Source organism: Kitasatospora sp. NPDC051705 (assembly GCF_044453265.1).
Lineage (GTDB): Bacteria > Actinomycetota > Actinomycetes > Streptomycetales > Streptomycetaceae > Kitasatospora.
The window spans coordinates 62,939-75,522 of record NZ_JBITCO010000034.1 but is presented as its reverse complement, the minus strand read 5'-3'; the positions used below and the strand labels follow the sequence as shown (position 1 = coordinate 75,522).

The 12,584-nt window shown below is 74.9% G+C and carries 13 protein-coding genes; 5 read left to right on the top strand and 8 right to left on the bottom strand.

All coding sequences use genetic code 11. The features are described 5' to 3' along the window. Positions 1-236 precede the first annotated feature (236 nt). From ACIA8Q_RS30285 to fusA, 4 genes are all read right to left on the bottom strand, one after another. On the bottom strand, positions 237-1,331 hold the full coding sequence (locus ACIA8Q_RS30285; RefSeq protein ID WP_360206898.1) for a substrate-binding domain-containing protein: 1,095 nt from the start codon (positions 1,329-1,331) through the stop codon (positions 237-239). A gap of 315 nt (positions 1,332-1,646) precedes the next feature. Next, positions 1,647-2,012 (bottom strand): hypothetical protein, encoded by a 366-nt coding sequence (locus ACIA8Q_RS30280; RefSeq protein WP_360206895.1) that lies wholly within the window; start codon positions 2,010-2,012, stop codon positions 1,647-1,649. 236 nt (positions 2,013-2,248) lie between these two features. After that, positions 2,249-3,145, bottom strand: coding sequence for a neutral zinc metallopeptidase (locus ACIA8Q_RS30275; protein WP_360206892.1), 897 nt, complete (start codon positions 3,143-3,145; stop codon positions 2,249-2,251). A 266-nt stretch (positions 3,146-3,411) separates the two neighbouring features. Next, positions 3,412-5,556, bottom strand: coding sequence for an elongation factor G (fusA, locus tag ACIA8Q_RS30270; protein WP_396318008.1), 2,145 nt, complete (start codon positions 5,554-5,556; stop codon positions 3,412-3,414). Between the two features lie 583 nt (positions 5,557-6,139). On the opposite strand from fusA, the gene ACIA8Q_RS30265 reads away from it, so the two are divergent. Both ACIA8Q_RS30265 and ACIA8Q_RS30260 read left to right on the top strand, forming a co-directional pair. Next, on the top strand, positions 6,140-6,625 hold the full coding sequence (locus ACIA8Q_RS30265) for an NADAR family protein (protein WP_360206885.1): 486 nt from the start codon (positions 6,140-6,142) through the stop codon (positions 6,623-6,625). Then, positions 6,622-7,164 (top strand): hypothetical protein, encoded by a 543-nt coding sequence (locus ACIA8Q_RS30260; RefSeq protein WP_396318007.1) that lies wholly within the window; start codon positions 6,622-6,624, stop codon positions 7,162-7,164. Before ACIA8Q_RS30265 ends, ACIA8Q_RS30260 begins: the two co-directional genes overlap by 4 nt. A gap of 121 nt (positions 7,165-7,285) precedes the next feature. On the opposite strand, the gene ACIA8Q_RS30255 is transcribed toward ACIA8Q_RS30260, so the two are convergent. The 3 genes from ACIA8Q_RS30255 to ACIA8Q_RS30245 all read right to left on the bottom strand — a co-directional run bounded on the left by ACIA8Q_RS30255 (position 7,286) and on the right by ACIA8Q_RS30245 (position 9,349). Further along, entirely contained in the window at positions 7,286-7,858 is a 573-nt protein-coding gene (locus ACIA8Q_RS30255; protein WP_387903591.1) for a dihydrofolate reductase family protein, read from the bottom strand. 97 nt (positions 7,859-7,955) lie between these two features. Next, positions 7,956-8,696, bottom strand: a complete 741-nt coding sequence (locus tag ACIA8Q_RS30250; protein WP_396318006.1) for an SRPBCC domain-containing protein — start codon at positions 8,694-8,696, stop codon at positions 7,956-7,958. Further along, positions 8,693-9,349, bottom strand: coding sequence for an ArsR/SmtB family transcription factor (locus ACIA8Q_RS30245; protein ID WP_387903594.1), 657 nt, complete (start codon positions 9,347-9,349; stop codon positions 8,693-8,695). Before ACIA8Q_RS30245 ends, ACIA8Q_RS30250 begins: the two co-directional genes overlap by 4 nt. Positions 9,350-9,548: 199 nt before the next feature. On the opposite strand from ACIA8Q_RS30245, the gene ACIA8Q_RS30240 reads away from it, so the two are divergent. From ACIA8Q_RS30240 to ACIA8Q_RS30230, 3 genes are all read left to right on the top strand, one after another. Further along, complete coding sequence (locus tag ACIA8Q_RS30240) at positions 9,549-10,106, top strand: DUF6328 family protein (protein ID WP_396318005.1); 558 nt, start codon at positions 9,549-9,551, stop codon at positions 10,104-10,106. Between the two features lie 331 nt (positions 10,107-10,437). Then, complete coding sequence (locus ACIA8Q_RS30235; protein WP_360206867.1) at positions 10,438-11,049, top strand: AAA family ATPase; 612 nt, start codon at positions 10,438-10,440, stop codon at positions 11,047-11,049. A 53-nt stretch (positions 11,050-11,102) separates the two neighbouring features. Next, positions 11,103-11,345: a hypothetical protein gene (locus ACIA8Q_RS30230; protein WP_396318004.1), complete on the top strand. Its 243-nt coding sequence runs from the start codon at positions 11,103-11,105 to the stop codon at positions 11,343-11,345. A 56-nt stretch (positions 11,346-11,401) separates the two neighbouring features. On the opposite strand, the gene ACIA8Q_RS30225 is transcribed toward ACIA8Q_RS30230, so the two are convergent. Further along, on the bottom strand, positions 11,402-12,550 hold the full coding sequence (locus tag ACIA8Q_RS30225) for an FAD-dependent oxidoreductase (protein ID WP_396318003.1): 1,149 nt from the start codon (positions 12,548-12,550) through the stop codon (positions 11,402-11,404). Positions 12,551-12,584: the final 34 nt, after the last annotated feature.

Sequence of the window (12,584 nt, the reverse complement as noted above, 5' to 3'; positions counted from 1 at the left end):
CGCCCCGGGGGGGGCCCCCACTGGGGGGCCCCCCCCCCCCCCGCCGGGGGCCCGGGGGGGGGCCCGCCGGGGGGGGGTGGGGGGGGGGGGGGGGGGGGGGGGGGGGGGGGGGGGGGGGGCCCGGGCGGGGGGGCGCCCCCCGCGGGGGGGGGGAGCGCCGTGGCCGCGTCGCGCGGGCGGGCGTGGTGGCGGGCGGTGCGTCCGGCGGGATGTGCCGGACGGGCCCTGGTGCCGGGTTACTTGATGCCGGCGGCGGTGCAGGCGGCGGCGAAGTCGGCGGTGCAGATGTCGGCGGCCTTGTAGAGGCCGTCGGCGATGACGGTGTCGTTGATGTTCGCCTTGGTGACGACCTTGGGCTCGAGCAGCTTGGCGGGGATGCCCTTGTCGGTGGCGCTGTCGATGGTGGAGGACGCGACGGCCTTGACGTCCTTGCCCTGGAGGAGGTCGACGGCGAGCTCGGCGGCGTTCTCGGCGAGCGGCTTGTAGGCCTTGTAGATGGTGTAGGCCTGGTCGCCGGCGACGATGCGCTGGACGGCGTCGAGGCCGGCGTCCTGGCCGCCGACGGGGACGCTGATGCCGGCGGACTTGAGCTGGGTGATGATGGCGCCGGCCATGCCGTCGTTGGCGGAGTAGACGGCCTGGAAGCCGGTCTTGCCGAACTGGGTGATCGCGGCGCCGATCTTCTGGCCGGCGACGGTGGGCTTCCACTCGCCGGACTGCTCGTAGACGACCTTGCGGACCTTGCCGTCGAGGACCTTGTGCGCGCCGGACTTGAACTGGGCGGCGTTGGGGTCGGCCTCGTCGCCGTTGATCATGACGATGTCGGAGTCGGCGGCCTTGGCGCCGAGCGCGTCCAGCAGGCCCTGGCCCTGGAGCTCGCCGACCTTCTCGTTGTCGAAGGAGACGTAGGAGGCGACGGGGCCGGTGGCCAGGCGGTCGTAGGCGACGACCTTGACGCCCTTGGCGGCGGCCTCCTGCACCCAGGACTGGGTGGACTTGGCGTCGAAGGCGTCCAGGACGATCACCTTCACACCCTGGGTGATGAGGGTGTCGAACTGCTGCTTCTGCTTGGCGGCGCTGCCCTCTGCGTTGCTGTAGAGCACCTTGCAGTCCGCGCACAGCGCCTTGACCTTGGCCTCGATGAAGGGGCGGTCGAAGGACTCGTAGCGGGTGGAGGAGGCGTTCTCGGGCAGCAGCAGGCCGATGGACTTGCCGTCTCCGGCGGAGGCGCTGTCCTTCTTGTCGCCGCCGGCCTTGCCGCAGGCGGCCATGGACAGGGCCAGCGATATGCCGGTGGTGGCGATGACGGCGCGACGCATCGTGGCGTTCATGTGGGGGTGCCTCTCCCTGACGTCGCCGCGGCTCTGCGGCGGGGTGTGGGGAGTTAAACCTGAGCGCAGGTATGGCGTCAATAAGTAAATCCATGCAGGCCGAAATATGCCTCTACTCGTTATCTTTGTGAACGCTGGGCCGGGGGTTGAAACCTGGAGGAACCTCCAAACGGTGAGGCGGCGGAGCCGGCGCCGCGGGGCGCCCTTCAAGAGTTCGATCAGCCCGCCGCAGCAGGTCAGGGGCACGTCAAGCGGGAACGGGGGGTGCCCGCCGCTCCCCCGTGCGGCGGGCACCCCCCGGTCGGTGACGTGGCGTCAGGGACGGTCGAGGGTGATCGAGTTGATCGGGCCCAGGTCGTACCAGACGCCGTTCTGGGCGGCGATGTCGTAGACGCAGTTGCCGCCGCCGGAGCTCTTGCACAGGTGCGCGTGGGCACCGCCGGACTGGTTGTTCAGCACCCAGTGGTTGCCGTACTGGTTGCTCAGGTTGTGGGCGCCGTAGCTCCAGTACACCTCGCTCGGGCTGGAGGCCGGGTCCTGGTTCTGCGGGTACACGCAGACCGCGCCGTACGGGCAGCCCGCCCAGGAGCCGTCGGCGGCGTCGGCGCCGGTCGCGCCGAGCGTGGTCAGGGCCGCGGTCGCCAGGGCGAGGGCGAGGGCGGCGTGGGTGATCCTGCGCATGGGTGGTTCTCCCTTGGCTGGTGGGCGGCCCTGACGGGTGGTCGGGCCGGTGACCAGCAGCCTAGGAACGCGGGGGCGGCCGCGGTCCCTGACATCTGACAGGGGCGCGCCGCCGCGCCCCGCGCCGCTGCTTCGGCTACGGAGGGCCGGTGCGGCTGCGGCGGGTGCGGGGCCGCACCGGCTCCGGGGCGGGGGCGGTTCCGGGGCCGCCACGGCTCCGGGGCGGGGGCGGGCGGCTACCGGGCGGCGAAGGTGTCGCACCGGGCGAGGTCGCCGGTGCGGTAGCCGGTGGTGAACCAGGCCTTGCGCTGGTCGGAGGAGCCGTGCGTCCAGCTCTCCGGGTCGACCCGGCCGGTGGCCTGCCGCTGGATCCGGTCGTCGCCGACGGCCGCGGCCGCGTCCAGGCCCTGGGCGATGTCCTGGTCGGTGAGGGCGGCGATCAGCGGCCGCCCGGTGGAGGGCTGCGGGGTGGTGGTGGCGTGGTGTGCCCACACCCCGGCGTAGCAGTCGGCCTGCAGCTCCAGCTTCACCGAGGCGCTGTCGGCGCCCTGGCGGTCGCCGCCGACCTTCTGCGTGGTGCCCAGCAGGTTCTGGATGTGGTGGCCGTACTCGTGGGCGACGACGTAGGACTCGGCGAACGGGCCGCCCTTGGCGCCGAAGCGGCTGGAGAGCTCGTCGAAGAAGCCGAGGTCGACGTAGGCCCTGCGGTCGGCGGGGCAGTAGAACGGGCCGACGGCCGAGGTCGCCGGGCCGCAGGCGGTGGAGACCCGGTCGGTGAACAGCACCGTCTCGGCGCCGCGGTAGGCCGCGTTGGTGCGCCGCGGCAGCTCGGTGCGCCAGAAGTCCTGCAGGCTGTTGGTCACCGCCACGATCCGGCAGTCCTGGCGCTTGTTGGCGTCCGCGCCGCTCTTGCAGGCCTGCTGCACCTCGCCGGTGGTGCGGGTGCCGGCGGAGGTGGTGGAGCCGCCGCCGGAGGACAGGCCCAGCAGCTTGGGGTCGACGCCCAGCAGGATGGCCAGCAGGGCCACCACCAGGCCCACGGCCCCGCCGCCGATGGCGACCTTGCCGCCCGGGATCCCGCGCCGGTCGTCCACCTGGGAGGTGTCGAGGTCGCCCTGGTCGTCGAACTGCATGCCCCTGCCCGCTTCCGTCGCGCTCCGTCGTGTGCTGCCGCCCGTGCCGTGGTGCGCCGCCCTTCCGGCGGTTGCGCCCTGTTCGTCCGTTTTGGTGACGGTCTGTTCCGGTGACGGCCCGCCCAGCCTACGGGCAGCGGGCGGCGGCGCGGCGCAGCGGGGACGACCGGCGGACGGCGGGCGGACGGCGGGCGGACGGCCGGCGGTGCGGTGGCGGGCGGCGGGGGCCCGCCCCCGCGGGTGGGCGGGGGCGGGCCGTTCGCGGCTCAGGCGGTGGGCGCCGGGGCCGGGGTGTAGCCGGCGGGGCGGGTGGTGAAGGTGGCCCGGCCCTGGGTGCGGCTGCGCAGGCGGGTCGCGTAGCCGAAGAGTTCGGCGAGCGGGACGAGCGCGGTGACGGTGGCCGCGCCGGTGCCGGTGCCGGTGCCGGCGTGGCTGCCGGTGCCGGCGGCGGTGGCCTGGACGTGGCCGCGGCGGGCGGCGAGGTCGCCGAGGACGGTGCCGAGCGCGTCCTCGGGGAGGGTGACGTCCACCTGGGCGAGGGGTTCGAGCAGCTGGAGGCGGCCGGTGCGCAGGGCTTCGCGCAGGGCGAGGCGGCCGGCGGTGCGGAAGGCGAGCTCGGAGGAGTCCTTGGGGTGGGTGGCCCCGTCGGTGAGGGTGACGGCGACGCCGGTGACGGGGTGGCCGCCGAGCGGGCCCTCGGTGAGGGCGTCGCGGCAGCCGGCCTCGACGGCGTGCACGTACTCGCGCGGGACGCGGCCACCGGTGACGGTGGAGGTGAACACCAGGTCTCCTTCGGTGGTGTCGTCGGGCAGGGGGTGGACGTCGAGGACGAGGTGCGCGAACTGGCCGGCGCCGCCGTCCTGTTTGGCGTGCCGGTAGACGAAGCCCGTCACCCCCTCGACGAGGCGTTCGCGCAGGGCGACCTGCGGGCGGCCGACGACGGCGTCGACGCCGCTGTCGCGGCGGACCTTCTCCACGGCGACCTCCAGGTGCAGTTCGCCCAGGCCGGACAGGGTGCGCTGGCCGGTCTCGGGGTCGGTGCGCAGGCGCAGCGAGGGGTCCTCCTCGGCGAGGCGGGCCAGGGCGGTGGCGAGTTTGTCGGTGTCGGTGGTGCGGCGGGCCTCGACGGCGACGGTGACGACGGGTTCGGCGCTGACGGGGGCTTCCAGGAGGATCGGGTGTGCGGGTGCGCACAGGGTGGCGCCGACGCGGGCGGCCTTGGGGCCGATCACGGCGACGATGTCGCCGGCCAGGGCGTGGTCGGTCTCGGTGGCGAGGTCGGCGGTGATGCGCAGGATGCGGGCGATGCGTTCGGTGCGTCCGGTGGCGGTGTCGAGCACGGTGTCTCCCTTGCGGAGGGTGCCCGCGTACAGGCGCAGGTAGGTGAGGCGCCCGGTGGGGGCGGCGTTCACCTTGAACGCCAGGGCGGTGAGGGGCTGTCGGGGGTCGGCGGTGCGCTGTTGGCCGCTGGTGTCGGCGGCGTGGACGGGTGGGGCGTCCAGGGGGGAGGGCAGGTAGGCGGTGACGGCGTCCAGGAGGGGTTCGATGCCGCGGTTGCGGTAGGCGGAGCCGCACAGCACCACGACGGCCTCGCCGGTGCGGGTGAGGTCGCGCAGGGCGGTGGTGAGGGTGTCGGGGGTCAGGGTGGCGTGGGTGCAGTACTCCTCGAGGGCGGTGGGGTGCAGTTCGGCGACCGTCTCCTCCAGGGTGCGGCGGCGCCGGGCGGCGCGGTCGGCGAGGTCGGCGGGGACGGGGCCGGTGGTGAGGGCGCCCTCGTCGTTCCAGGTGTGGGCGCGCAGGTGGACGAGGTCGACGACGCCGGTGAAGGAGTCCTCGGTGCCGATGGGCAGTTGGACGGCCAGTGGGGTCGGGTGCAGGCGTTCGCGGATGGAGGCGAGGGCGGTGTCGAGGTCGGCGCCGGCGCGGTCGAGCTTGTTGACGAAGGCGATCCTGGGCACGCCGTGGCGTTCGGCCTGGCGCCAGACCGACTCGCTCTGCGGTTCGACGCCGGCGACGGCGTCGAAGACGGCGATCGCGCCGTCCAGGACGCGCAGGGAGCGCTCGACCTCGTCGGCGAAGTCGACGTGGCCGGGGGTGTCGATGAGGTTGATCCGGTGGCCGGCCCAGGCGCAGGTGACGGCGGCGGAGAAGATGGTGATGCCGCGGTCGCGTTCCTGCGGGTCGCAGTCGGTGACGGTGGTGCCCTCGTGGACCTCGCCGCGCTTGTGGGTGAGGCCGGCGAGGTAGAGGATCCGTTCGGTGACGGTGGTCTTGCCGGCGTCGACGTGGGCGAGGATGCCGAGGTTGCGGACGGCGGCGATGGCGGCGACGGCCGCGGCGGTGCCGGCCGTGGTGGTCGTGGTGGTGCCGGTCGTGGTGGTGCCGGTCGTGGTGGTGAGGTCGGTGCGCATGGCCCGGTGCCTTTCGGAGGTGATCCGCGGGGTGGGTGGGCGCGCGATGGGGCCGACGGCTCGTCAGACATGGTGCCGGGGACGCCCCTTGGGCGGGGCGCCGGGATCCTGCGGCGGCCGCCGGGTGGCGGGCGGCTCGGGTTCCCCGGCTCGCGGGTGTGAGCTCGCGGGTGTCAGACGGTCGTGGGCGTGCCCCGGTGCCGGCCGCGCAGCGGGCACCGGAACAGCGGGGACACCAGGATCACCTCGTACCGCGACGCGGGAGAGGGGGCGGCGGCGTACGGCTTCGGCACGGCCGGTCCTCCCTCTCGGTTGCTCGTCTGCGGGTCACGGGGGCGCGCCGCGGCCCCGGGCTCTGTCCGGGGCGGGCTGCGGCTCGTCCGAGTGGCGAGTGTAGGGACGCCGGGGCCTCGCGGTCACCGGGTTTTCGGCGCGGGCCCGGGCGCGGGGGTGCGGCCGGCGGGGCGGCGCCGGGCGGGGCGAAACCGCTTGCGCGTGCGGCCCGGTGCCTGGAACCCTGCGCACGCCCCACCACCGACCACTGCCGGCCGCCCTGTGCCGGCCGCCGACCCTCGAGGCCCGGGTGACGATCTTCTTCTACGGCGCGGACGACGTGCCCTACGGCTGCTTCTCCAACTTCTCCGCGCACGGCCTGGAACTCGACGGGCAGCTGTGGCCGACCTCGGAACACTACTTCCAGGCCCAGAAGTTCGCGGGCACCCGCCACGCCGAGCTCGTGCGCCGGGCCCGCACCGCGCTGCGCGCCGCCGAGCTGGGCCGGGACCCGTCCCGGCCGCTGCGCCGGGACTGGGAGCGGGTCAAGGACGACGTGATGCGCCGCGCCGTGGAGGCCAAGTTCCGCACCCACGACGACATCCGGGCCGTCCTGCTGTCCACCGGCGACGAGGAGATCGTCGAGGACACCGGCACCGACCACTACTGGGGGCGCGGTCGCACCGGGACGGGGAGGAACGTGCTGGGCCGGATCCTGATGCGCACCCGCACCCGGCTGCGCGCGGAGTTCCCGGCCGCCGACGGCCCGTCCGACCGGTCCCGCCGCCGCCCGTGAGCGCCCCCGCACCCCCGCTCCCCCTCGCCGAGGCCGAGCGCCACCGGGCGGGCTACCTCGCCGACGGCCCCTGGGACTACGCCTACACCGGGCCGGCCGACCACCCGATCCGCGCCCGCGTCGACCAGGGCGGCCTGGCGCGCCGGGTCGAACTCGCCGAACTGCCCGAGGTGGTGAAGTTCCTCGTCGTCGACGCCACCGACCTCGCGGCCCTCGCCGAGGCCGGACGCGCGCTCGGCATGACCGTCAACCACCACCTCGACGAGGCCATCGTCGACTTCGCGCCCGGCACCACCACCAAGTGGGAGGCGCTGGCCTCGCTGGGCATCGACGAGTACGACGCCTTCGGCAACGACGTCAACGACCTCGACCTGCTGCGCAACGCCCGCCACTCGGTGCGCGTCGGCTCCCACCCGGGCCTGGACGGCGTCGCCCGCGTCACCGTCGCCGCCGACCCGCGGGCCGTCGCCGCCGAGATCACCCGCCTCGCCGCGGCCACCCCGGCACAGGCCACCCCGGCGCAAGCCTCCCCGGCGTAGCCGGCCCAGGTGTAGACGGCCCAGGCGCAGGCCTCCCCCGGAGGCTTCCCGGGAGGGTGAGCGGGCTTCGACTCCCCCCGGTGACGGTGCTGCCGGCGGCCCGGCGGCGACGGCGGTGCGCTCAGCGGACCACGTCGAAGACCTGCTTCTGCAGGCCGTTGGAGTAGGCGGCGTGCTCGACCAGGCGCAGCTTCTGGGCGTCCTTGTCCGTGGCGCTGAACAGGCGCTTGCCGGCGCCGAGCAGCAGCGGGAAGACGAGCAGGTGGTAGCGGTCCACCAGGCCGGCGTCGGACAGCGCGTGGTTGAGGTCGGCGCTGCCGTGGACGATGATCGGGCCGCCCTCGCCCTCCTTCAGGGCCGCGACCTCCTCGACCGAGCGCAGGATCGTGGTCTCGCCCCAGTTCGGGACCAGGTCGTCCTCGGTGAGGGTGGTGGAGACGACGTACTTCGGCAGCGTCCGGTAGCGGGCGAACTCCGCCATGTCCGGCCACACCGGGCTGAAGGCCTGGTAGCTGACCCGACCCAGCAGCATCGCGGCGGCCTCCTCCTGTTCCCGCCCCTTGATCTCGAAGGCCTCGGGGACGAACTCGACGTCCTTGAAGGTCCAACCGGCGTTGCGGTAGCCGGACTCGCCACCGGGGGCCTCAACGACGCCGTCGAGGGAGATGAAGGCGGTGCTGATCAGAGTGCGCATCGGAGTTCCTTGACGTCTCGGTACGGGGTGGTGGGGGGTGGGTTTCGGCGCCCCGGGTTCGGCACCCGGGTTTCGGCGCGCGGGTTTCGGCGCGCGGTCAGCCGAGCAGGTCGTTCAGCCAGCGCTGCCAGGCGGCCTCGGCGGCCCGGCCGGTGTCCGGCGCGAACAGGTGGTGGAACATCAGCACCACGCCGGGGCCGTGGTGGAAGGTGTAGAGGCCGTCGGCGGTGCGGACCCCGAAGCGTTCGTCGTCCGCCCAGACCACCTCGCCGTCCAGTGCCGGCAGGCCGGCGGGTTCGGCGTGCACCCGGGCGCCGACGGCCGCCGGGTGCGGCAGCGACAGGGCCGCGGCCAGCGCCGCCCGCACCTGTTCCACCGGCCGCCCGGGGGTGGGCGCCACGGCGAAGACGGGCAGCGCGGTGCGCCCGGGGAAGTGCGCCAGGTACTCGTGCAGCGTGTGCAGGTGGAAGGGCCAGCCGCGGCGCAGCGCGTCGTACTCGTCCTGCCAGTCGTCGCCGAGCATGCCGCTGTGGACGACGCGCAGCACGGTGGCGGCGCCCTCGCGGCCCTCGACGAGGTACTCGAAGGCCATGAAGCGGCCGTCGTCGCCGGTGGCGGTGCGGGTGGCCAGGCGCTTGCCGGGCTCGTAGGCGATGATCAGCGCCTCCGCGCGGTGGCCGCCGGTCTCCATGACGGCGGTGCCGCCCTCGCGCGGGTCGATCTCGTTGCGTCCCATGAACCAGGAGTCGATGCCGGGCCCGGTGGCGATGGCCTCCCAGACCTGTTCCGGGCTCGCCGGCAGGGTGGTCTCCAGCTCGATCTCGAACGGGTGGGTCATCGCTGGTCCTCCTGCTGCGCGGCGTCCCCGTCCTGCGGGGTGTCGGGCCGGGTGTTCGACGGGCTGTCGGGCTGGGCCGCGGGGATCTGGTGGAGCCCGACGACGACCCGGTGGGTGCGGCCCTGCGGGGCGGACTCGTCGTGGTAGCGGCTGACGAGGGCGGCCACGGCCTGGGCGAGTCCGTCGGCGAAGGCGGCCCGGTCGGCGGCGGAGGCGAAGCGCACCTCGGCGTCGATGCCGAAGGTGGCGACCCGCCGCCGGGCCCGGGAGGCGCCGCCCAGCAGGGCGCCGACCTCCTGCACCAGCCGCGAGCCCAGGGCCAGCAGCCAGTGCGCGGAGAGCTGGTCGGGCGAGCGGGCCGGGTCGGGGCTGACGGCAGCCAGGACGCTGGGCGAGATCACGTAGGAGGCGGCGGTGGCGCGGTACACCCGTTCGGTGACGTTGCCCTTGCGCCGCTCCTCGACCAGCTCGACCAGGGCGTGGCGTTCCAGTTCCTTCAGGTGGTAGTTGACCTTCTGCCGGGGCAGTCCCAGGCGCCCGGCCAGCATGGCGGCCGAGCCGGGCTCGGCCAGGGCCGCGAGGATCCGGGACCGTATCGGGTCCAGGGAGGCCTCGGCGGCGGCGGGTTCTTCGATCACGGCGACGTCCAGCACCCCTCCAGGGTCCAGCCGACAAAAAAATTTGTCAAGACAAACCTGCTTGTCGGTGAGTCGCGGGAACGCCGGCTGTCCGGCCCCGGGGGCACCGCCGGGGCGCCGGGCCGCCGGCAGGCCGGGGCCATCCGCGGGCCGGGCCTCGTGCCCACCCCGGCAGCGGGCCGACGGCGCCGGCCCCGGCGCCACAATGTGACGCATGACCAGCACCCCGCCGCCGTCCCAGCCCGACCCCGCCCCGCGGCCCGAGCCGCAGGCCTCCCCCGAGCCGCAGGCCTCCCCCGGGGCGCAGCCCGGGCAGGAGAGCCCGGCCGTGCGGGCCGACCGGCGGCTGGTGGAGCTGATGCAGGAGCTGCGGGTGCTGCAGACCGGTGTGCAGATCGTGTTCGCGTTCATGCTCGGGGTCGCCTTCACCCCGCGCTTCGTCGAGCTGACCGACGCCCAGCAGGACATCTACGTCACCACCCTGCTGCTGGCGGTCATCGCCTCGGCCGTGCTGGCCACCCCGGTGGCGCTGCACCGCGGGCTGTTCCACCACCCGGGCAAGGCGCGGATCGTGCGGATCTCCGCCCACATCGCCCAGCTGGGCCTGCTGCTGCTCGCCTGCGCGCTCACCGGCGCGGTGCTGTTGGTCCTGGACGTGGTGCTGGGGACGGCGGTGGCCGTGGCCATGGCCTGCGTGGTCGCGCTGATCTTCGCCGGGCTCTGGTTCGTCCTGCCCTGGGCGGTGGGCCGCCCCCTGCCCGACGACGACTGACCGCCCGCCGCGGCCGGGCCGGACGGGAAATCCGCTGTCGACTTCGAACCCGATCGCGTCTGAGGCACCCGACCCGCGCGGCTCCTCCACCCCGCGCGGCCCCTGCACCCCGCGCGGCTCCTGTGCCGCCCGTGGGCCGTCACCCGCGCCGCGGCGGCGGCCCGGGGGCCCGGGTGGGCGCGGGTGACGGACGGGACCGGGCCTGGTCCGGCTGTCGGGCGCCGGGGGCCGGGCTCGGGGAGCCCCGACCGGCCTCCCCTCACCTCCGAAGAGCCCCGGGGCACCCGAAAACGCTTACCGCCCGGTGCGGGCGGGCCGGTAGCGTGCCCGTGTGCGAACTACCGCGAGGGCCTGGGACGTGTTGCTGATCGGCGGGGCCTCCGGCGTCGGCAAGAGCCGCGCGGCCGCCCGGATCGCCGGGGAACTCGGCGCGTTCGTGGTCGAGTTCGACGACGTCGTCGCCGCCCTGCACGCCGCCACCAGCGCCGAGCAGCACCCGGGCCTGCACCTCTTCGACGCCTGGCCGGACCCGGAGGCGGCGCTGGGCGCCGAGGAGGTGCTGCGCCGGCAGATCGCCACCGCCCGTGCCCTGGAGGAGGCCGTGCTCGGCGTGGTGCGCAACCGTCTGAGCGTGGACGTGCCGGCCGTCGTCGAGGGCGACTACCTCACCCCGGCCGCCGCGGCCCGGGCCTGCGCCGAGGCCGCCGAAGCGGGCCGCCGGGTGCGGGCGGTGTTCCTCCACGAGGGCGACCCGGCGGCGATCGGCGCCAACTACGCCCGGCGCGAACCCGGCCCGGGCCCGCAGGAGCGCCGGGCGGCCGTCAGCGCCCGCTACTCGCACTGGCTCGCCGCCCGGGCCCGCGCCCACCACCTGCCCGTCCTGGACTGCCGCCCCTACCCCACCCTCCCCGAGCGCCTGCACCGCGCCGTGGGCGGATCCTGACGTCCCGTGCCCCGGTCGCGGCGTCCGTCGTCCCCTGTGGCACGATCCGGGGCATGCACCTGGCTGTGGATGGAGAGACCCCGGTCCCGCGGTTCGTGATGGTCGACGACATCGGGAGGGCGGACGGCTACTACTGCGCGCTGAGCAGCCCGCTGTTCCTCGCGCCGGGCGACCGGATCCTGTTCGACGGCATGAGGAGCGTCCTGACGGTGACCCGGGCGACCGGCGAGGTCCTCTCCCCCGAAGGCACGTGGGGAGTGCGCTGCGGCTCCGCCCACCTGGGGCCGCGGGCCTGACGTCCGCGCGAGCGGGACCGGCCTCGGGCCTGACGTCCGCGCGAGCGGGACCGGCCTCAGGGGAGCTTCGCGTCGGGGGCGAAGGCGGGCAGCCTCTCCAGGCTGGTGCGCACGGCCTCGGCGCCGTACGCGAACATCTGCCGCTCGTAGTCGGCGACCGCGTCGAGCAGGTCCCGGCGGCCTTCGGCGGCCTCGGTCAGGCGGCGGCGCAGCAGGTCGGCGTCGCGCAGGGCGGTGTTCGCGCCGTTGCCGCCGGTCGGGGAGGTGGCGTGGACGGCGTCGCCGAGCAGGGTGACGGGGCCGGGTGCCCAGCGTTCGCCGGGTTCGACCACCCGGATGGACAGCAGTGTGGTGTTGTCCGGGTCTGCCTGGCGGATGAGCGCGCGCAGCTGCGGGTGCCAGCCCTCCGTCCTGGACAGCACGGCGTGCTGCGCGGTCGGGTCTTCCGACGGGGTGTCAGGCGCGGTGGTCGGTGCGGTGGTCGGCGGCAGGATCATGGCCCAGCGCACGTAGTCGCCGATGTCGGGCAGGGTGACGTCGGGGGCCAGCTGCTCGGCGGCCTGCTTGGGCGGGGTGCGGAAGCGCATCGCGCCGAGCAGCAGGCTGACGCCGTTGCCCGTGATCTTCGAGCCGTAGGCCTTGGACAGGGCGGTGAACTCGTCGGTCAGCGGGGTGCGTCCGATGACGAAGCGCACGCCGGTGTCGGTGGGGGCGGTCTGCGGGGACAGCACCCCGCGGACGGCGGAGGTGATGCCGTCCGCGCCGACGAGCAGGTCGGCGGTGGCCGGGTCGCGGTGGGCGAAGCGGGCGCGGACCCAGCCGTCGGCCGCCAGGTCGTAGCCGGTGAGCGCGGCGTCGGTGTGCACGGTGAGGCCGGTCAGCAGCAGGTGGCGCAGCACCTGCCGGTCGACCACGATGCCGGTGCGGCCCGCGCCGAGCCTGCCGATCTCGTTCAGCTGGGGGTCCAGGACCAGTTGTTCGGCGGAGGCGGGCATGACGATCTCGTCCAGCAGCGCGTGCCAGCGCGTCGGCAGGCAGGCGCGCAGCGCCTGGAAGCCGGTCGGGTCCAGGACGAGGCGGTAGCCCTGGAAGCGTGCGGCGATGCCGGGGTCGCGTTCGAACACCTCGGCCTCGATCCCGGCCCCGCGCAGACCCTGCGCGAGGGTCAGGCCCCCCAGGCCGGCTCCGACGACGGAAACTCGCATCACATGCCTCCCGGACATCGTGACGAACTTAGTT